The organism is Catelliglobosispora koreensis DSM 44566 (assembly GCF_000379685.1).
In the GTDB taxonomy this organism is placed as follows: Bacteria; Actinomycetota; Actinomycetes; order Mycobacteriales; family Micromonosporaceae; genus Catelliglobosispora; species Catelliglobosispora koreensis.
This window is the reverse complement of sequence record NZ_KB903251.1, coordinates 142,990-161,636: the sequence shown is the minus strand read 5'-3', so window position 1 is coordinate 161,636 and position 18,647 is coordinate 142,990. Positions and strand designations below refer to the sequence as shown.

The window sequence follows — 18,647 nt, the reverse complement described above, 5'->3', positions numbered from 1 at the left end:
TTGGCGCTGTGACCAGGTCAGGCGTCAAATCCGCGATCGTGAGCACCGTCAAGGAATTCAAGCGGGACAAGCTCACCGTTTGGGCGGCGGCACTCACCTACTACAGCGTGCTTTCGGTGTTCCCCGGGCTCCTCGTGCTCGTGGCGGTGCTCGGGCTTATCGATGACTCCCTGACCCAGTCGCTATTGGACGCTCTGGCTCCGGTGATGCCTGAGCCCGTGCGGGAGATCCTGGCCACCGCGATCGGCAGCGTGCAGGAGAGCGGAAGCGGGGCCGGGCTGGCCGCCCTCATCGGCCTCGCCGTCGCGTTTTGGTCCGCTTCCGGCTACGTCGGAGGGTTCATCCAAGCGGCAAACATGATCCACGGCGTACCCGAGGACCGTCCCTTGTGGAAGACGCTGCCCCTGCGGCTAGGAGTCACGCTGGTCACCGGCGTCCTGCTCGTGGCAAGCATTCTTATCGTCGTCCTCAGTGGAGGGCTGGCCGAGCGCGTGGGCGCCTGGCTCGGCATCACGTCGGCCACGGTAACTGTCTGGAACATCGCCAAGTGGCCAGTGCTGATCCTTCTCGTCAGCTTGATGTTCGCCCTGCTCTATTGGGCGTCACCGAGTTCGCGTCAAGGCGGGTTTCGCTGGATTACCCCCGGCGGGCTGCTCGCGGTGCTGCTGTGGATCGTCGTGTCGTTTGGGTTCGCTGTCTACGCGGCGAACTTTGGCTCCTACAACAAGACCTACGGCACCCTCGCCGGGGTGATCGTCTTTCTGATCTGGCTTTGGCTGAGCAATCTTGCCGTGTTGCTCGGGGCGGAATTCGACCGTCATCTTCACTTGCGTGACGGCGAGCGCAGCTCCTGAGGCTTACGCCGCTTACGCAGCAAACCGGTGAGGACCGCCAAAGCAGCCGCAAGAACTCCCATATCGTCCAAATAGATGGGATCGGGCAGCAGGTCCAGCGGGAAGAACGTGTAGATCAGCGCGCCGTAGAACGCGACCTTGCCGCCCGTGCCCAGCTCACCGAGCATTCGCTTGGTGCGGAAAAGCTTACGCACCAAGCGAATCGCTCCAATTAACGTGACTATGCCGATGACGGCGACGATGACGCCAACGACGATCCAGCCCTCACGACTCATGGGCGGATTGTTACCCCCGCATCGGAGAATTTAAAGCCGTCGCCACAACGCCGGGGTGTTCGGCGGTTCCCAGCCGGGCTGCGCGGTGTGCGCGATCTGGCACTGGTAGCGCAAGCCGCCATAGGTCACCTGGGCGCCGACGGCGTAGTACTGGCCGGCCTGCCAGGTTCCGCCGGGCTGCGTTGGTGTCGAGGTAGGCGTCGTTGTCGGTGACGGGCTCGACGTGCCCGCAACGTTCAACACGAAGTCGAACGTGCCTTCGCGCCCACTCGGTACGGTTCGGACCGTCATCAGGAGCACAGGATTGAAGAGCGAATCGGTCGCGTTGCGCGGCTCGTTCGGGAAGTAGAGCTGCGTGGTCAGGATCGGGCGTCCCGGCGCCTGCACCTTGACGTGAATGTGTCGGGTCCGTCCCGGATAGAGCCCGGGCACGATCGTCGTAAGCGAGAAAGCACCCTGCGCGTTGGTGAACTGGTGCCCACGGAACCGGTAGCCCGAGTTGTCATAGGCACCGGCGTTGTCAGCTTGCCAGAAGTCGAGCAGCGCGTTGGCGATCGGCTGGCAGGCGAGCCCGAAGACGTATCCGCTCACGGTGAGGCGGGTTCCGGCACCGTCCAGCATGGACGTGCGGCGCGGCGAGTTCGGCTTGAAATACGGTCCTTCCATCTGTGGTGGCGTCGGATCGTCCCCGTCGTCGCAGAACGGGGTCGGCGTGAGCGGCTCGGTATTGGCAAGAGCGGGAACGGTTCCCGCGAGCAGGGCTGACGGAATCGCAGCTGCCGCAGCGGCTTTCAGCAGATTCTTGCGGCTGATGCCGGTGGGTTCTGTGGTCATGTCTTTGAAACTAAAGAGGTTCAATGCTGACCGTCGATGGAGTGCGGCGGGTGAAGATGGTGAATTCCATCAGCGGTACGCCGGAACTCCCCCGGCGACTGTTCCGTTTCCCGCCGGAAGAACCGGCAGAAGTAAGCCGGATCGGGAAAGCCAAGTTCCCTGGCGATCTGCGCGACCGTCAGCCCTGTGCGTGTGAGCAGTCGTTTGGCCTCAAGCACTTCCGCCTGACGGATCATCTGGGCTGGCGTGTGCCCGGTAACGGCACGCACCACCTCGTTGAGATACGTCTGGGAGACCCGCAAGTGCCGGGCACACCGCTGGACGGTCAGCCGGGTGCCGGTCCATTCCGTTAGCAGGACGGAGAATTCGCGTGCCACCAAAGCGGCGCGGTGTGGCGGGATGTAGGCCATCGGGCACGCGGGCAACCGGGCCGCCCGCAGAATCAGGATGTGCAGATAGGCCTGAAGAACCGGCACGAAATCAGCCGACCGCTGCTCATACTCCTGCCGCATCGCCGTCACGACAGCTGACAGGTCGTCATCGTCGCCTGGGGACAACTGGCCCAGTGGACGGTCAGCCAAGCGCCGTAACACTTCCCGGTCGCCGGGATAGGCGGAAAGAAACTCGCCGGTAAACAGGATGACATAGCCGTCGAGCCCAGCTGTCCGTTGCCAGAAGTGCACCTGCCCGGGAAAGACGACATGCATTTGCGGCGGCTGCAGCGGCCGTGCGGACAGGTCGATGACGTGACCGCCCGCTCCTGAAGTCACGTAGACGATTTCGTAGAACGTGTGCCGGTGTGGGAAATCCGCGCGCGACAACGGCCCGATCCCGTCAAAGCTGCCGATCGCGAAGGGCAGGTCAGCTTCGAGGTTATGCAGAGGGAGCGGCCCGGTGTGACCGGGCCGCTCCACGCTCTCCGGTTTCAGCATGCCCCCTGGTCAGACCAGACGGCCCACGATCCGGGAGCACCGGGCTCGGCGCCCGTTGACCACCAAGTGGACTTCCACTTGCGGCTGCTATGTGTCACCAGATCGTTGGGTGCGTATGCCGTGGAAGCACTCCAAGCCGGGAGCCCACCGCAGCCTCCGCCGCTGCTCGTGACGGTCAGCGTGAAGGTGGCGGTGTGGGTCGCCGAGGGGCCGGCCCCGGTGACCGTCAGGGTGTATGTCCCGGCCGCCGCGGTGGCGGCGACCGCTATCGAAAGTGTCGCGCTGCCACCGGAAGTTACCGAGGCCGGGGTGACCGACGCGGTGACTCCTGTGGGCGCGCCACTAACCGTCAGGCCAACCGTTTGCGGGCTGCCTGAGGTTGTCGCGGTGTTGACGGCGGCCGATGTGGACGATCCGGCCGCGACAGTCGCCGAGGCAGGCGACAGCGAGACCGAGAAGTCGTCTCCCCCGGGCGCCGTGGTCACGGTCACCGTGTAGGTCGCCGTGTGGGTGGCACTGGTCCCCGTGCCGGTGATGGTGACCGCTGACGAGCCGGTCGCCGCGCCAGCCGACGCGGTGAGAGTCAGCGTGCTTGAGCCACCTGAGGTCACCGAGGACGGGCTGAAGGCAGCGGTCACACCCGAGGGCAGGCCGCTGGCCGTTAGGGCCACGTTTTGTGCGGTACCAGACGTTGTCGCGGTGGAGATGGTCGCCGAAACCGACGATCCTCTTTGGACAGATCCGCTTGTGGGGCTGACCGCGAGGGAGAAGTCGTTGCCCGGCCCGGTGGTGCACTGTGCCTCACCGCTTTGCGCCGGAACGCTAACGGCATCCCACGCCGCCTTGACCGTGCGGCATTCCGCCGACGAGGCGCCGAACAGGTTCACGGCTGCCCGCAGCGCGGCCGTGCGCACATTGGGATAACGCCACGTTGAGGTCTTCAGGTTGAGCGCGGCCATATAGATCTGGCCGGCTTTCTGGATACCGATACCGCTGACCGTCGAGCCGTTGCACGTCGGTGACGACGGCTGCCCGCCACCACCGGCAGAGCCGACAGCGGTTAGATAGAACGCGTGGTTGCCCGGCCCGGCCGAGGCGTGCACCGAGGAGGGCAAACTGGTCGACCAGCAGTTCGGGTGGCCCTTTTCCGAAGGGTTGGCCATGTTGCGGATCGGGCCCGATCCCGCGAGGTTGACCTCTTCACCGACGAGGTAGTCCGGCGGATCGTTGGGGTTATTGGCGAAAAACTCCGTGAGCGCACCGAAGATGTCGCCGGTGGATTCGTTGATGCCACCGTTTTCGTTGCCCGAGCCCGCGCCGCCCGGCGTGGTCTGGAAGATGGCGTGCCCATACTCGTGTGCCACCACGTCAATCGGCGTGGCCTGCTGCGTGCCGGCCGAGTTCCGGCCAAAGTTGGTGAAGCTGCCGTTCCAGTAGGCGTTGGCTTCGTTTAACCCGACCCGTGCGGGGAAGCCGCCGCCGTTGCCGTTGATGCCGTTGCGGCCCAGCCACGAGCTGAGCATGTCCCACTGCTTCTGCACGCCATAAAGCACGTCCACGCAAGCGGTTTCGAGGTTGGTCCCCTGGCCGTTGCCCCATGTGTCATCCGTGCCGGTGAAGGCCGAGCCGTTCTGCCCGCCACACCGGATCCCCGGACGCGAGGTGTCGGTCATCGACCACGACGTGCCCGAACCGCTGGTGGCGATGCTGACCTGACCGTTGTAGAAGCCGCTGCCGGTGCCGAAGCGCACGTCATCGCGAGTGTCCACGATGGAGCCGGTTTGAGCATCGACGTAAACGTGCAGCCGGCTGGGGAGGCCTTCCCGCGTGCCGGCGAGCACCTGTGTGTAAACGAGCTTGTCGCCGGTTTCGCTGGCGTGAACCGCCAAACTCGGTGCCGACGCTTCGGTCACCTGGCTCATTTGCTTGCGCGCCAAGGCGTCTGCCTGCAGAGCAGACAGCCGCGGACTCACCGAACCCAGACGGACCGGCCGGCCGATCGCCGACGCGGTGCCCCGAATCGCCCCGCGACTGTCCGTCGTGACCACGGCGTCGCCGCCAATCACTGGCAGGCCACGGAACGTCCGGTCGTAGGAAACGTAGTGGAACCCGCCGGAACCCGCGACCGCGTCGCGGCGCACGAACGATTCGCCCGGACCTTTGGCCAGGGCGTCAAATCCGCTGTCGGCAGCGCGGTCGGCTGCTGCCACGATGTTCACCGGCCGCAGGGGCGTCACTGGTCGTGCCGTGACCGCACCGGGTAACAGGGCCAGTCCCACGGCCGCGGCGGTGACCGCGACCATGGCTCTCATAACGGCTGACTTCACCGTTGCTCCTTAAGGGATAGGGGTGGGTGGCCTGGGCGACGGCCCCCTTCTAGACACGCGCCCAGGCCACACCTGCAGGGGAGGAATGCTTAGCAGGAACCGCGGTCAGCCCAGACCGCCCAGGAACCGGGTGCTCCAGGCACGGCACCGGTGGACCACCAGGTCGACTCATAGCGCCGGGCGTTGTGGGACACGAGGTTCCCCGGCACATAAGCGGTCGTCGAACTCCACGCCTGCAACCCGCCGCAACCTGGGGGCTGCGTGGTTGGCGTAGAAGTCGGCGTCGACGTTGGAGGCGTTGTCGTAGGTGGCGTTCCCCCGCTGACGGTCAGCGTGAGGCCGTAGGTTTGCAGGATCTCGTTGACCGGCTGGAAGTACGTCGTACCACCGGAACTGCAGTTGCCCGATCCGCCGGAGGTGACGCCCTGGGCTTGGTTGCCGGCGAGCAGCGAGCCACCGGAGTCGCCGGGCTCGGCGCAAACGTTGGTGCGGATGAGACCGCTGACCGTCCCTTGTGGATAGGTCACTGAGCTGTTGAGGGCGTTGATGGTGCCGCAGTGCCAGCCTGTGGTCGAGCCGGAGCGGCAGACCGACGCGCCCACGCCAGCGGCCTGTGAGCCCGCGACGGAGACGGAGCCGGGGTAGCGGTTGACCGTCGGTTGTGGGGTGTTTCCAGCGGCGGCCCGCACCCAGGCGTAGTCGTTGCCCGGGAAGCTAGACCCGGCAAAGCTTCCGCTCGGCTGCGTCGTCGAAGCGCCGGTGTTGCCGCAGTGCCCGGCTGTCACGAAACCGCCGGTGACGGCGAAGCCCACGGAACAGCGCGTGCCGCTGCCGATGTAGTAGGCGTTGCCGCCGACGATGTCGATCAGTGGACGTGGGTCTTCAGCGGTCGCCTCATAGCGGACGGCCTCCGTCGACGCACCGCTCGACTTGACCCACGACTGAGCCGCGGCGAGCGCCTCAGCGCGGTGAAGCACGACTACCGCGTTGGTGCGCACGTCGGTGTACCAACCAGGCACCTGTTTGGGCGCCTGGGCGGCGACACGGTCAAGCAGCAATGAGGCCCGCAAGAGCTGGGCTTCGCTGTGCCGCACCACAACCGGCGTGGCACCGGCTGCCTTCACTCGCGTCTGCTGAGACACGCTCGTGACCGCGACGGTAAGGGTGGTCGCGTCGCCATTGAGATAGGCGCCGCCGAACTCGCTGCCGAGGGAGGACCGCAGCCGGTCTTCGGCCTTGGCGAAGGCTGCTTCACGTCCGACGCGAGCGAGTGCCTCACTTGGGGTGATCTTCAGCGTGCGAGCCAGTTCGGTCACCATGCCCTGGTCGAGCCCGGTGACCTCAAGAGGTGCGGGTGCGGGTTGCGCACCGGCAAAGGGGGTTATCGCCATGGCAGCCGCGACAGCTACCGTGGTGAGTGCTGTAGCGATCCATGTAGATCTGTTAGCCATTCATGGAATCTAAGGAGATAACAGTTAACAAGGTACTACTGAATAGGCCATATTGTTAACAGTATGACCTAAGGGAATGCCCCTAGCGGGACTTGGGTGGCCGCCACCGATGTTTCTGGGGTGAGGCCAGCGGCAGGCTGGCGTTCATGCACGAGATCACCGCCTGGCTGCAAGACGCCCTCGGATCCCCCTGGGGATACCTTGCGCTGTTCGCGGTTTCTGTCATCGACGGCTTCTTCCCTATCGTTCCGAGCGAGACCTCAGTCATCACCGCGGGCGTCTTCGCGGCCTCAGGCCGGCCCAATATCTTCGGCGTCATCGCGGTCGCCGCCGCCGGTGCCTGGATCGGCGACCACATTTCCTACTTCCTTGGCCGCAAGTTCGGCGCCCGCATCCTCGCCCGGTTCAATCAGAAGGCGGTCGCCTGGGCCCGTGACGCCATCACTGTCCGGGGTGGACTCATCCTCGTCGTGGCCCGCTACATTCCCGGTGGCCGCACAGCGGTCACGCTCACGCTCGGCTCGATGGCGTACCCGCTAAAGAAATTTAGCTTCTTCACCACGATCGCGGCGGTGTCCTGGGCGCTCTACTCAGCCCTCATCGGCTATTTCGGGGGCGTCGCCTTCGACCATCACCCGGTCAAGGGCTTGCTCTTCGGCCTCGGTTTGGCCTTGTCCATCACCGTCGTCGTCGAAGTCATCCGCGCCTGGCGCCGCAAGGCGGCGAATTCCGCACTGAGCCGTGAAAGCGTGTAGTGGGCGTTAAGCCCGCTCGGATTCGGCAGCACCCATACCCGGGTCTGGCCAATGCGCAAATCTTGTTCCCCCACAACCGCTTTCGGCTGCCCGAACGCACCCCGGAACGCGACAATTCCCAGAATCGCGAGCCAGGCGGGCTGATACCGCTTCACCTTGCGCACCAGGATCTTCCCGCCCTCAACCAGCTCATCGCGCGAAAGCTCATCGGCTCGCGCACTGGCCCGCGCCACCACATTCGTGATTCCCAGCTGGTACTCCGTGAGCCGCCCCTGATCCGTTGGGTGCAACCGCACCGGCGTGAACCCACTCTGGTGCAGCGCTGGCCAGAACCGGTTACCCGGCCGGGCGAAATGATGCCCGGTCGCCTCCGACATGAGCCCTGGGTTGATCCCACAGAACAACACGTCCAGCCCGGTCCCGATCACATCTGGCAGCACCTAACGGACGGTAGCCGCCCCCGGGTGGGAGCGGCTACTCGTGGTTGGGCTGGTGTTACTTGAACGTCGCCAGCGCGGCCTTCAAGTGCGGGCGCATCATCTCAGCCATGCTGGCCTGAACCGCCGGCCACATGGCCGCCGACTCCTGCGAGCAGTCCTTGTCGGCACCCGTGCCGCAGTCGAAGACCCCGTCGATGAAGGCGCCGTAGACGAACTTCTTCTCCGAGATCCGGCCCGTGATGCCCTTGACCGGGATCGAGAGCATGCCACCACCGGTGCTGCGCATCAGCAGTTCGGTGCAGCCGGTGGCGTCGCACACCGCGGTCGGGGTGCCGTTGGCGTAGCCCCCGGGCTTGAACGCGCCCCACATCTGTGTCGCGAATTCGTCGCGCTGCGCGATGGTTAGACCGAGCGCCGCCGCTTCCTCCTTCATGACGGCGGAGAAGATCGAGGTGCCGTCGCTGGCCAGCTCGGTAAATTTGGTGCGCGCTTCTCCTGTACCAAGGTAAGGGTTTGAGGCCCGGTAGACCGACTCGTAAAGCTTGCCGGCGTCAACGAGGGTGAGTTCGTTGCTGGCCTTGACCTGACCGGCCGCCTCCCACGTGCAGCCGATGCGGTGGTTGAGTTGCGTGTTGGTCATGCCCAGCGCGTCCGCGGTCGTGTTCAAAGCGTTGGGGCCGTAAAGGTTGTAGATGGCGTCGGTCTTGCGGTTGTCCGACTGCTCCATCATGCCTTTGAGCGTGTTCTCCAGCGTGTCGTTGACCGGCAGCGTGGTGATGGGGTCGCCGTCGTCCTCGTAAGCGCACCAGCCACCGTTGTTCGGCCCGGCCGGGTTCTTGTACCAGGTCACGCCGTCGGCGAGGGAGTCATTGCCCAGGTAGACCTGACGCATCGCGTGGATGTGGTGCAGCGCCTTGAGCATGCTGGCCGGCTCGAATTTGGTGTCGCCACCGAGCCAGTTGTAGACGCCACCATCGACGGCCTTGAGGTAGAAGCCCCGCGTCGCGCTGCTGTGGCCGACGCCGTCTTCGATGGCGTCACGCGCCTTGATGGACACGGTGTCCAGGTTGTCGACAAAGATGACCGAATAGCGCGTCTCTCCATTTTGGACGAACGACTTGAGGTGGATCGGGCGCAGGCCCTTGTCAGCCTGCATATCGAGCACCTGCTGCCCGCTGAGGTTCGGGTGCCAGGACCAGTAGGCCTGGTCGTTCTTGACGAGCACGGCCGACCACTTGCCGTCAGCGTGGCGTTCGATGTCGACGACGCGGTAGTCCAGCGCGATGATGTTGCCGATCTCCACCATCGTCTTGCCGAAGACCACCTTGGAGTCCTTGTAATCCACCCCGGTGTTGGGCACCATCACCACGTCATAGCGGTCCGCCGAGACATGGTCGATGTCGATGATCCGGCCGTTGAAGTCGGCCTGCTTCTGGTTGATGAAGCTTTCGGTGCTGTTGATGTACCAGCGGTAGTCGTGCCAGTTCCCCGCCGGGTTGTCGACCCAGGCGGCGGCGAAGCGGGTCTGTCCGTTCACGACATACCGCTCCAGGTCGAGCAGGCGCTTGCCAGCGAGCTTGGCCAGCATCGTGTCCACGGTCTCATCGGTGGTCCAGGAGGACGATCCGCTAAGCCCGCGCTGGTAGACGCCGGAGTTGTGCACGAGCGTGGCCGTGAAGTTGTCCGGGCCGTTGACCTCTATGTTGGTGATGCGCATGTTGTACTGGTTCGCCCAGCTGTTGATCGTCGCCTTGGAGGCGGAGAAATACCAGCCGAAGCCCGTCGGGGTCGCCGAGTAACGCTCCGGGTCGGTAACCGTCGCGGCCGAAGCCGAGGTGGCTGTACCGGCAACGATGCCGGCGGTGAGGGCCAGGGTCAGGCCCGCGTTGATGAGTTTGTTCAATCGCATGGGACAAGGTTCGCGATGAACCCTCAAGGTGCCTCAAACTGTTCTCAAAGTCGGGTGTTGAGGAGCGGACAGGTGTTCTCACGCAGGTGCACGGTCGTGACGGCCGCGGCGGGGTTCGGCAAGAGCACCACCGTGCGCACACGGCTGCGTGGCGTCAAGGTCCGCTGGGCTGACGGAAAGAACCTCGAAGAGCAGCTCAAGGCCGCGACGCCAGCACCGGGCACGGTGCTTGTCTTCGATGGCGTACGCAGTCTCGCCGCCCCCGAAATCGAATCCGTCATGGAGCACGCGGCGGCCCTGCCCGACGACTCGCGCCTGGTCTTGATAGGACGCACGCCACACTCGGCGTCTCTTGCCAAGTGGCGTGCCCGCGGCCTGCTAGCCGAGCTCGGCCCCGTTGACCTGGCGCTAACGCAGCCGCAGGCTGACGCGCTGTTGCGGGGCGAATATGGCGTGACCGACGGCGAGCTGGTCTGGCAGCTCACGGGCGGCTGGCCCGCGCTCGTGCACCTACTCGGGCAGGCACTGTCGCAACCAGACCGTCCCGGTTCGCCGGCCGCGGTGCAAACGTGGCTCACGTCGAGCGACAGTCCCGTGGCCGACTTCCTGGCGCACGAGGTCTTCGACAGCCTCGACCCGTCGGCGCTCGCCTTGCTGACCGCTTCGGCCTATATCGACGTCATCACGACCGGCCTCGCTAGCGACCTCGGCTTTCCCGACGCGGGTGCGGCCGTGGACACGTTGCGCCGCACCGGTTTGCTCCGCCCGGCGGGCCAGCCCGGTCATTACCGCATCGTGCCCCTCATCTCGGCTTACCTCCGCTCCCCAGTCACCTCGCCTTCCTCACCCTTCGCCGCTGTGCCACCGTTGGCCGCCTTGGCTGCCGACGACCCGCAAGGCAGCGCCAAGGCGAAGGCCAGCGCTGCCTCAACGGTCGCCGGCGGGCAGGAAGCGCCGGACAGCAGCGGGGTTAGGGACATGCGCGTCCGGGCGGCGCGGTGGTATGCCAGCAACGCGCTGCCGGTGGCGGGAGTGCGCACCTACCACGACGCCGGGTTGCTCGGCGATGCCGCCGAACTCGTTGTGGCCCAAGGGGAACAAATCCTGGCCAGCGGCGGGGCTCCGGCCATCATCCGGCTCGCGGGCGAGCTGAAAGAGCGGCCAGCGCGGCTGGAAATGCTGCACGCCCAAGCGCTTTACACGACCGGTGAAGCCCCGGCCGCGCTGCGGTTGCTGAAGGCGATGGACGCGAAAGACCCTGCGGTCTCCTGGCGCCTGGGCAGTTTGCTTTATCTGGCCGGCGACCCGCGAGCGGCACTGTCCGTTTTGGAGCAGGCAGACGGCGGGGGCACAGCGTTCGACCGGGCGCGGCTGCACTCGTGGAGCGCCACGGTGCACTGGCTGCTGGGCAACCTCGGCGACTGTGCGGGGCACGCTGAGAAGGCGATGGAGTCCGCTTTGGACAGTGGTGAACCCGGGCCGATGGCCGCGGCTCACGTCGCCAGAGCGTTGCACGCGAAGCTCGCCGGTGACCCGCAGGGCAACGGCGAGCATTATGAGCGGGCGCTGGCGTTCGCCGAACAAGCACGCGACACGGTTCAGGTCACCAGGATCCGGTCGAACAGGGCTTCGCGTTTGATTGACGACGCCAGGTTCGCTGAGGCGCTGGCGGAGGTTAAGCCGGCCGTCCGGCTCGCTGAGGAGATCGGGCACGTGCCCATGCACGCCCTCGCGCTTGTGAACGAAGGCGAAGCCCTCACCGGACTGGGCCGCCTGGACGAAGCACTGGCGGCGTTTGAGAAATCTGTTTGGCTGTATCGGCGTACGGGCTCGCGGATGGTCGCCTATCCCCTGCTCGGTGTCGCTGGGATCCACCGGCGCCAAGGGCAGGTGACGCAAGCGATTACGGCCTACTCCGAAACGATCGAGATCACCGAGGCGGCCGGTGACCGGCAAGGACTCGTGCCCGCGCTCGCTGGGCTCGCCCGCGTCATGTCAGGCACCGACCCGCAAGCGGCACTGTCCTATGCGGAGCGTGCCGTGGCAGCCGACCCGGAGTCAACTGTGGCCCGCTTGGCGGTCGGCTGGGCGAAGCTCGCGGCGGGCGAGTCCAAAGCGGCCGCTGAGATCGCGGCGCAGTCCGCTCAGGCGGCGCGGCGGTTGCAGGAACGGGCTTTGCTGCCCGAGGCACTGGAACTCATGGGCGACGCGGCGGACAGCCCGTCGTTGGCGCGCAAGGCATGGCGGGAAGCCCTGGAACTTTGGCTGGCGGCTGGCGCCGTGCTCGACGCCGACCGGCTCGCTGTCGGCCTCGGTGCCCTGCCGGGCGCCCCGGCCGACGACCGCATCGCCGGAAAGCTAGCCGCCGCAAGGCTTGCCGCCGCTGGCGTGGACTGGGCTCCGGCCGGGGCACCGCCCTACCGGGTGTCGGTGCGCACGTTCGGCCGGTTCGAAGTCATCGTCAAAGCGGGCGAACCCGTGACGTGGCAATCGCGCAAAGCCCGCGACCTGTTGCGGATTCTCATCGCGCGCCGTGGACGTCCCGTCCCCCGCGAGGAACTCGGCGAACTCCTTTGGCCTGAAGAAGACCCGGCCAAAGTCCCGCACCGGCTGTCGGTCGCGCTGTCGACCGTGCGCGGTGCGCTCGACCCGGACAAGCGTATGCCCGCCGATCACTTCATCCAGCCGGGCCAGGGCAGTGTCAGCCTCGATAACGTGCGCATAGACATTGACCTGGAAGACTTTCTCCTTGCCGCCGAGCACGGTTTGCGTCTCGTGCGCGAAGGTGAGCACAGCCAGGCGCGGTCCGTGCTCGGTGACGCGCAACGGCTCTACGGCGGCGAATTCCTCGGCGACGAGCCCTATGACGACTGGGCCGTCCCAGCGCGGGAAGAGGCACGGTCTGTCTACTTGCGTGTTGTGCGCACGCTCGCCGAGCTGTGCCAGGACGCGGGCGAGACCGCTGAAGCCATCGGTTACCTGTACCAAATCCTTCAGCTCGACCCCTATGACGAGAGCGCGCACAAGACACTGATCGACTTGCTGTCCGGGCACGGCTGGCACGGAGAAGCTCAGCGAGCGCAAGCCCGCTACCGCGAGGCGATGGGCACCCTAAGCTGAGTCGCTAGCGGGCATCTCCTCCTTTTGTGCACTGCTGCCCAGGGTCGGCTGCCGCGTAACATGCGCTCCCATGAGCAACTCCGCGCGGCTGACGACCGGCACCAAGGCGGGTTATGCCCTGGGCTCGCTGGCCACGGGCGCTTTTGGCACGGTACCGGGCCTGCTCTTGCTGCCCTATTTGACCGATTCTTTGGGCATCGTGGCGGGTCTCGCGGGATTGCTCGTGCTCCTGCCCAAAGCCTGGGACGTCCTGATCAACCCGCTGGCCGGGCGCTTGTCCGACAAGACCGTGACGCGCTGGGGTGCCCGCCGCCCCTACCTGCTCGCTGGCGGGATCGCGATGGCCGTCCTGTTCGCGGGCATGTTCGCCGCGCCCTTTGGCCCGGGTTCTGACGGTGCGCTCTACGTCGCCCTCATGTTCCTGCTCACCGCGACCGCGTTCGCGTTCTTCCAGGTGCCCTACGTCGCGATGCCCGCGGAAATGACCGACGGCTATGAAGAGCGCACTCGCTTGATGACGTGGCGCATAGCCGTCCTCGCGATCGCGATTCTGGTCTCCGGCGCGGTGGCACCCCTCGTGGTCAAGGCCGCCGGCAATGGCATTCCCGGCCACCGCGCGATGGGCCTGTTCGTCGGGGCCCTCATTCTCATCGGGGCTTTAGGAGCCTTCGCTGGTACCAGAAAAGCCCCCACCGGTCACGCCACCGAGAGTGAGCCGACGCTACGCGCCCAGTTCAGCGTCGCGCGGCGCAACAAACCGTTCGTGGCCTTGCTGATCGTGTTCGTGATTCAGTCCGTCGGCATCGCCACGATGCTGGCCGGGGTCAAGTACATGGCCGATCACGTATTGAAACGTCCTGATGACGGCCCGACCCTGCTGTTCGCCGCCTTCGTGGCTCCCGCTCTGCTCGTGATGCCGTTGTGGCTCAAGGCGGGAGCACGCTGGGGCAAGAAGCGTTCCCTGATCGTGTCCTCGCTCCTGTTCGCTGGCGGTGCTTTGGCGCTGACGAGTTCGGGTGCTGTTCCGCCCGCGGTCACCTACGCCATCACCGCGCTGATCGGCTGTGGTTATGCCGGTCAGCAAGTCTTCGCGCTCGCCATGCTGCCTGACTGCATCGCGTGGGACGAACGGCGTACCGGCAAACGGCAGGCCGGTGTGTTCACGGGACTGTGGACGGCGGGCGAAACGCTCGGATTGGCTTTGGGCCCAGGCATTTTCGGCCTCATCATCGCGGTCGCCGGCTACCGGTCCTCCGACACCGGTGTTGCCGTGGCTCAGTCTTCCGGGGCACGCCTGGGCATTCTGCTCGCCTTCACGGTGGTGCCGGCCCTGCTCGTGGGGATCGCGACGCTTCTTCTGAGCCGCTACACCCTGACGGAAGCCGACTTGGCTCAATAGTCTTGGCGCATGCCTCGCATCCTTGTCGCCGAAGATGACCCGAAGCAGGCCGGCCTCATCCGGATGTACCTCGAACGTGAGGGTCACAGCCTGCAGATCGTCGGCGATGGGCGTTCGGCGCTGGACCGCTGCCGGGCATACCGCCCCGATCTGGCCATCTTGGACATCATGTTGCCCGAGGTCGACGGGCTCGACGTGTGCCGCATCCTGCGAGCCGAGTCCGAGATCCCGATTCTGCTGCTGACCGCGCGCACCACGACCAACGACATGCTGCTCGGCTTGGACATCGGTGCTGACGACTACATGACCAAGCCTTACAACCCACGGGAACTGGCCGCTCGCGTGCGCGTCTTGCTCAGGCGCGGCAAGGCTGTGCCGCCGTCGCTCATCAGCGCCGGCCAGCTAGAGCTCGACACGGCCCGCTTCGAAGTGCGCGTCGCTGGTGAGCCGGTTGTCTTGACCGCCAAGGAGTTCGACATCCTGCGGGCACTGGCGAGCCCGCCCGGGCACGTGCTCACGCGAGCCCAGCTGATCGAGCGGGCATTCGGCTTCGACCGCTTCGTCGAGGAACGGACCGTCGACGCGCACATCATGAATATCCGGCGCAAAATCGAGGTCAATCCCGCCGAACCGGTTTACGTGCAAACGGTCTACGGCCGGGGCTACCGCTTGGCGGTGTCATGAGTTTCCGCGTACGGGTGCTCGCCCTGATCATGCTCGTGACCGTACTCGCGACCGGAGCGACCGCCTGGCTCACTTGGCGCACCGCTACGCAGCAGGTGCAGCGGACCGTGACGGCCGGTGCCCAGGACATTCAGCACATCGCCACCTCGCTCGTGCAGCACGGCCGTGATCACGAGACGTGGCAAGGCATCGAGCCGGTGGTCAGCGATCTGGCCACCCAGACCGGCCAGCGCATCCGGCTCGTCACCGAGTCGGGCAGCACGATCGCTGATTCCGATGAGCTAGCTGGACGGCCCGCGAGGGCGGTCACCGGAGCGCCTTTGGTCATCGATCCACGGCCGGTGCTGCAACTGCCCGCGGTGCTCGAGCCCGGCGGCGTCGCGAGCATGCACCCGCGCAGTGGCATCAAAATCACCGCGTCGGCCATCTCCAGCTTTCTGCAAAACCACCGGCTCAAGCAATGCCTCCTCAATGCCGGGGCAGCCATGACGACCGCGTCTGGGCCCTATGGCATGGAGGTGGTGCAGGCTTCGGTCCCGTCGGTGGCGTCAAGAATGTGCGACCGGAACACCGAAACCTCGGCCGGCGACTTTTCGGCCTACATCACCGCCGCCACGCCCTGCGAAACCTTGGCCGACAAGGCTTTGCGGGACTGTCTTCAGCAGGCGTTCCTAACGCAGATCGCGACCGTGACGCCGGAGCCATTACGGGTCTACATTGGTGCTTCGGAGGATCGCCCGGCCGCTGTTCCCGTGGCACCGATCGCGGCCGCTGCCTCCGGTGTCGCTCTCATCGCCTTGCTGGGCATGCTGTTGCTGAGCCGCCGGGTGCTGCAGCCCGTCAGGGCCCTCACGAGCGCGGCCAACCAGCTCGGGCAGGGACGCCTGGGCGACCGCGTTCCGGTCAACGGACGAGACGAATTAGCGCAGCTGAGCCAGGCCTTCAACCGGATGGCACAAGCCTTGCAGGACAGCGAAGAGCGGCAACGGCGAATGACCGCCGACATCGCTCACGAACTGCGCACCCCGCTGACGAATCTGCGCGGCTACCTCGAAGCGCTCACCGACGGCACAGCCGCCCCTAGCAAGGAGCTGTTCCTGTCCCTGCGCGAAGAAGCCCTGCTGCAGCAACGCATTATCGACGATCTGCAGGACCTGGCGCTCGCCGAAGCGGGACAGTTGCGCTACCGCCACGAGCGCATCGACCTCGCTGAGCTCGCCGAAACCTATCCGCCACAACACTTCGCGCCCGGAATCAGCATCGTGGCCAGGAGCAACGGACCGGCCTATGTGGACGGTGACCTCGACCGGCTGCGGCAAGCGATCGGCAACCTCGTGCGCAACGCTGTCGCGGCGTGCGGCGCCAGAGGGCGGATCGTCTTGACGGTCAGCAACCGGGGCGATGGCGTCGAGTTAACGGTTTCTGACACGGGTTCCGGCATCGCCGAAGCTGACCTGCCTCACGTCTTCGACCGGTTCTGGCGGGCCAACCGCGCCCGGCCCCGCGGGTCAGGCTCCGGGCTGGGGCTCGCGATCGTGCGCCAGATCGTGTCCGATCACGGTGGCACGGTTGACGTCTCCAGTGCGCTGGGCCAGGGCACGACGTTTAGATTGCGGCTGCCGTCGCGTCAGCGGATCCACCGTCCCTCGTAGCGTTTGCCGTCAAGGTAAGGCCACGGATAGGCGGTGCAGCCCTTGAGCCCCAGCGTTTGCGTCTGCATCACGGGCGCTGGTTTCCCCGGGCCCAGGCACTGCTCGTGCCCACGGCCAAGTTCGTGTCCGGTCTCGTGATTGATGACGTACTCGCGATAGGTCTGCAGCGGTGTACCACCGTTGACATAATCCGGGACGGACAGCCGCCATCGATCCAGGTTGATGATGACTTTCTTCCACTGCCGGCACGAGGTGTAGGGCACCCCATTTTGCCGGATGTCGACACCGTTGACCTTGCACATCTTGTACGCCGTATCGCGGGTCACGAGATAGGCCGTGAAGTCGTAGGGCTCGCCCTCCGCGACGCGCTGGAACCGGTGCTGCCCACTGGCTGTCCAGCTGCGCGGGTCACCGAGCACCTGCTCGAGGGTGGCGCCAAACTCGGTAAGTTCACTGGCCAGGTTGGACTCGACCGCCACGCGGAATCGCTTGACGACACCGCTGTTGCCGAGCACAGGCCCGCTAATGCTGCCGTAGACGAACGTTTCTGGCCCTGAAGCGGGAAGGTCACCGGGCTTCTGCAACACCGGCGAGGGCGAGACGCTAGGAGACGGCTTCACCGGCGGGCTCACACTGGCCGGCGTGCTGGGCTGAGCTTGCGGTTCACCGCTGCCCACCCGCCACACCACGCCCGCGATCACGAGTGCTAACCCGCCTGCCAGGATCCCGATCCACCAACGCACGTCGAGAAGCTACCCAAACGCCGATGAAGAACCTATGAAGAAGCTGTCCGGATCTTGCTTAACCACCCTCGCCGGGCCAGACCAGCTCGGCCGTCCATCGGCCTTAACGATCATCCCCTGGTACTCATTGATGCTGCTCAGCCATGATGCGGCACCCTCGCCCCGGGCGACGGCGGCCGTGGCGTAGACATCGGCCCACAACGGCGATGGCCCGATGACAGTGACCGAACACACAGCCATCGCCGGCTGGCCGTCATGCGGGTTGACGATGTGCGCGCCGCGGCGCGCTGTTCCCGACGTGGCGACCGCACCATCGGCGACGCTGAAGACACGCGCGATCCTGGCCCGGTCGAACGGGTCCTCGATGCCCACGCGCCAGGCCGGGTGCCCGTCAGCCGTGCGCACCAGCACATCGCCACCCGCGTTGAGACACCAGCTGTGCGCGGTCAGCTCAGCGAGGTGCCCGGCAGCGCGCTCGACGGCCCAGCCCTTCACCAGTCCGGACGGGTCGTAGTGCCGTCCCGCGCCGGACACGCGCGGCAGCGAGCGCGCGTCGAAGTAGCCCCCGGTGCGGTGTCGCGCCTCTTCGCACAGCTCAAACACTTCCGCCAGAGCTGGATCGGCATCGGCGAGGGCTAGCTCACCACGCTCCCATCGACTGAGCTGACTGTCCTCGCGATAGGTGCTGAACAAGGCATCGGCGTCACACAGACTCGCGAACACCTGCTCCACTTGGTGCTCGATGGATAGTTCCGCGCCACGCACGTGCAAGCTGATGGGCATGCCCATGATCTGCCGCGTCCACGCTCGCCGGGGAATCGTGGTCATGCCCGGTGCGCCGCGTCGATGGCAGCTTGCAGCGACTCAAGGTAGCCAAAGCTGGTGTCCGTAGCGCCGGAAACCGTGTCGATCTCAGCACTTTGCGCGTTTAGCACGGCTTCCCGCAGGCTGGGCAAGGCATAACTGCTGACCTGCTGATGGCGGACGCTGTCGTTAGGGAACACGATCGCGTTCACGTCAACGATGCGTCCATTGGCGACAGTGATCCGCACCTGAACGGGCCCTTGAGTCGTCTGCACCAGCGTCCCGTCAAACGTCCCGTTGTCCAGAGTGGTGCCCTGACTTGTCGTAGGAGCCGGTGCCGTGGCCACGATCGCCGGTGGCGGACTGGGCGCCGTGACCGTAGTGGCCGGCGGACGGTAGCTAAACAGCAGCACCAGACCGGCCACCGTGGACACGAGCCACAACGCGATACGTCGCATGCGAACTAGT

At 65.8% G+C, this 18,647-nt stretch carries 15 protein-coding genes and 1 pseudogene; 6 read left to right on the top strand and 10 right to left on the bottom strand.

From position 1 onward, the window contains the following. Nucleotides 1–8: 8 nt before the first annotated feature. Entirely contained in the window at nt 9–854 is an 846-nt protein-coding gene (locus A3E1_RS0111330; RefSeq protein WP_020520883.1) for a YihY/virulence factor BrkB family protein, read from the top strand. Here the strand turns inward: A3E1_RS0111330 and A3E1_RS0111325 are convergent. From A3E1_RS0111325 to A3E1_RS0111305, 5 genes are all read right to left on the bottom strand, one after another. After that, on the bottom strand, nt 824–1,129 hold the full coding sequence (locus A3E1_RS0111325) for a DUF1232 domain-containing protein (RefSeq protein ID WP_020520882.1): 306 nt from the start codon (nt 1,127–1,129) through the stop codon (nt 824–826). The two genes, A3E1_RS0111330 and A3E1_RS0111325, sit on opposite strands and share 31 nt — an antisense overlap. A 30-nt stretch (nt 1,130–1,159) precedes the next feature. Continuing rightward, complete coding sequence (locus tag A3E1_RS0111320; RefSeq protein ID WP_020520881.1) at nt 1,160–1,963, bottom strand: dioxygenase family protein; 804 nt, start codon at nt 1,961–1,963, stop codon at nt 1,160–1,162. Between the two features lie 20 nt (nt 1,964–1,983). Further along, nucleotides 1,984–2,895: a helix-turn-helix transcriptional regulator gene (locus A3E1_RS39860; RefSeq protein WP_020520880.1), complete on the bottom strand. Its 912-nt coding sequence runs from the start codon at nt 2,893–2,895 to the stop codon at nt 1,984–1,986. Further along, nucleotides 2,889–5,222: a M4 family metallopeptidase gene (locus A3E1_RS39855; protein ID WP_245571134.1), complete on the bottom strand. Its 2,334-nt coding sequence runs from the start codon at nt 5,220–5,222 to the stop codon at nt 2,889–2,891. The genes A3E1_RS39860 and A3E1_RS39855 overlap by 7 nt, the downstream gene beginning before the upstream one ends. Before the next feature lie 89 nt (nt 5,223–5,311). Next, a complete protein-coding gene (locus A3E1_RS0111305) occupies nt 5,312–6,673 on the bottom strand; it encodes an alpha-lytic protease prodomain-containing protein (RefSeq protein WP_026208324.1) in 1,362 nt (453 codons plus the stop codon). Between the two features lie 146 nt (nt 6,674–6,819). Between A3E1_RS0111305 and A3E1_RS0111300 the strand changes: the two genes are divergently transcribed. Beyond that, the gene (locus A3E1_RS0111300) at nt 6,820–7,428 is read left to right on the top strand and encodes a DedA family protein (RefSeq protein WP_020520877.1); all 609 of its coding nucleotides are present in this window, start codon (nt 6,820–6,822) and stop codon (nt 7,426–7,428) included. 14 nt (nt 7,429–7,442) lie between these two features. Here A3E1_RS0111300 and A3E1_RS48355 read toward each other — a convergent pair. Together A3E1_RS48355 and A3E1_RS0111290 are read right to left on the bottom strand one after the other, a co-directional pair. Further along, nucleotides 7,443–7,805, bottom strand: a pseudogene (locus A3E1_RS48355) (mismatch-specific DNA-glycosylase); the annotation flags it as partial. 118 nt (nt 7,806–7,923) lie between these two features. Next, a complete protein-coding gene (locus A3E1_RS0111290) occupies nt 7,924–9,777 on the bottom strand; it encodes a serine hydrolase (RefSeq protein WP_020520876.1) in 1,854 nt (617 codons plus the stop codon). Nucleotides 9,778–9,849: 72 nt separating this feature from the next. Between A3E1_RS0111290 and A3E1_RS0111285 the strand changes: the two genes are divergently transcribed. The 4 genes from A3E1_RS0111285 to A3E1_RS0111270 all read left to right on the top strand — a co-directional run bounded on the left by A3E1_RS0111285 (nt 9,850) and on the right by A3E1_RS0111270 (nt 16,632). Continuing rightward, entirely contained in the window at nt 9,850–12,897 is a 3,048-nt protein-coding gene (locus A3E1_RS0111285) for a tetratricopeptide repeat protein (protein WP_020520875.1), read from the top strand. Nucleotides 12,898–12,967: 70 nt separating this feature from the next. Then, nucleotides 12,968–14,296 carry an MFS transporter gene (locus A3E1_RS0111280; protein WP_020520874.1) on the top strand — a complete coding sequence of 443 codons (1,329 nt, stop codon included), beginning with the start codon at nt 12,968–12,970 and terminating at the stop codon, nt 14,294–14,296. 9 nt (nt 14,297–14,305) lie between these two features. Then, the gene (locus tag A3E1_RS0111275; RefSeq protein WP_020520873.1) at nt 14,306–14,980 is read left to right on the top strand and encodes a response regulator transcription factor; all 675 of its coding nucleotides are present in this window, start codon (nt 14,306–14,308) and stop codon (nt 14,978–14,980) included. Continuing rightward, nucleotides 14,977–16,632 carry a sensor histidine kinase gene (locus A3E1_RS0111270; RefSeq protein WP_020520872.1) on the top strand — a complete coding sequence of 552 codons (1,656 nt, stop codon included), beginning with the start codon at nt 14,977–14,979 and terminating at the stop codon, nt 16,630–16,632. Before A3E1_RS0111275 ends, A3E1_RS0111270 begins: the two co-directional genes overlap by 4 nt. On the opposite strand, the gene A3E1_RS39850 is transcribed toward A3E1_RS0111270, so the two are convergent. The 3 genes from A3E1_RS39850 to A3E1_RS0111255 are packed head-to-tail and all read right to left on the bottom strand — an operon-like array spanning nt 16,608 to nt 18,637. Beyond that, on the bottom strand, nt 16,608–17,375 hold the full coding sequence (locus A3E1_RS39850; RefSeq protein ID WP_245571133.1) for a DUF3152 domain-containing protein: 768 nt from the start codon (nt 17,373–17,375) through the stop codon (nt 16,608–16,610). The genes A3E1_RS0111270 and A3E1_RS39850 overlap by 25 nt on opposite strands. 9 nt (nt 17,376–17,384) lie before the next feature. After that, on the bottom strand, nt 17,385–18,203 hold the full coding sequence (locus tag A3E1_RS39845; protein WP_020520870.1) for an FAD:protein FMN transferase: 819 nt from the start codon (nt 18,201–18,203) through the stop codon (nt 17,385–17,387). Then, a complete protein-coding gene (locus A3E1_RS0111255) occupies nt 18,200–18,637 on the bottom strand; it encodes an FMN-binding protein (protein ID WP_020520869.1) in 438 nt (145 codons plus the stop codon). The genes A3E1_RS39845 and A3E1_RS0111255 overlap by 4 nt, the downstream gene beginning before the upstream one ends. Nucleotides 18,638–18,647: the final 10 nt, after the last annotated feature.